General features: G+C 55.8%; 2 rRNA genes. Both read left to right on the plus strand.

Going from position 1 to position 539, the window contains the following annotated elements:
- A 16S ribosomal RNA gene (locus MTX35_RS25365) occupies positions 1-118 on the plus strand; the annotation flags it as partial.
- 337 nt (positions 119-455) lie between these two features.
- Positions 456-539, plus strand: a 23S ribosomal RNA gene (locus MTX35_RS25370); the annotation flags it as partial.

Consider the following 539-nt stretch of genomic DNA (forward strand, 5'->3'; position numbering starts at 1 on the left):
ACCCGAAGCCGGTGGCCTAACCCCTCGTGGGAGGGAGCCGTCGAAGGTGGGATCGGCGATTGGGACGAAGTCGTAACAAGGTAGCCGTACCGGAAGGTGCGGCTGGATCACCTCCTTTCTAAGGAGCCTCTTCCGTTCACGGACCATCACACAGGTGATGGATGGTGCACGGACAGAAACCGTTTCGGATGCATACGTCATCCGGCGGTGCTCACGGGTGGAACACTGACAACCAATTCGTTCATCGTGTCGCCGGCAATGCCGGGGACACGAACGAGTTATATCGATGCACTGTTGGGTCCTGAGAGAACACGCGAGTGTTTCTTTCTAGGCAAGACATATACAGGCTTCCGCTTTCTGACAGACCGCATCACTTCGGTGGTGGTCATGGTGTGGATATTCGGTGGGAGCGTGTGTGTTGTTTGAGAATTGCACAGTGGACGCGAGCATCTTTGTTGTAAGTAATGAAGAGCGTACGGTGGATGCCTTGGCACCAGGAGCCGATGAAGGACGTAGGAGGCTGCGATAAGCCTCGGGGA

The organism is Rhodococcus sp. ARC_M12 (genome assembly GCF_022810385.1).
GTDB lineage: Bacteria > Actinomycetota > Actinomycetes > Mycobacteriales > Mycobacteriaceae > Rhodococcoides > Rhodococcoides navarretei.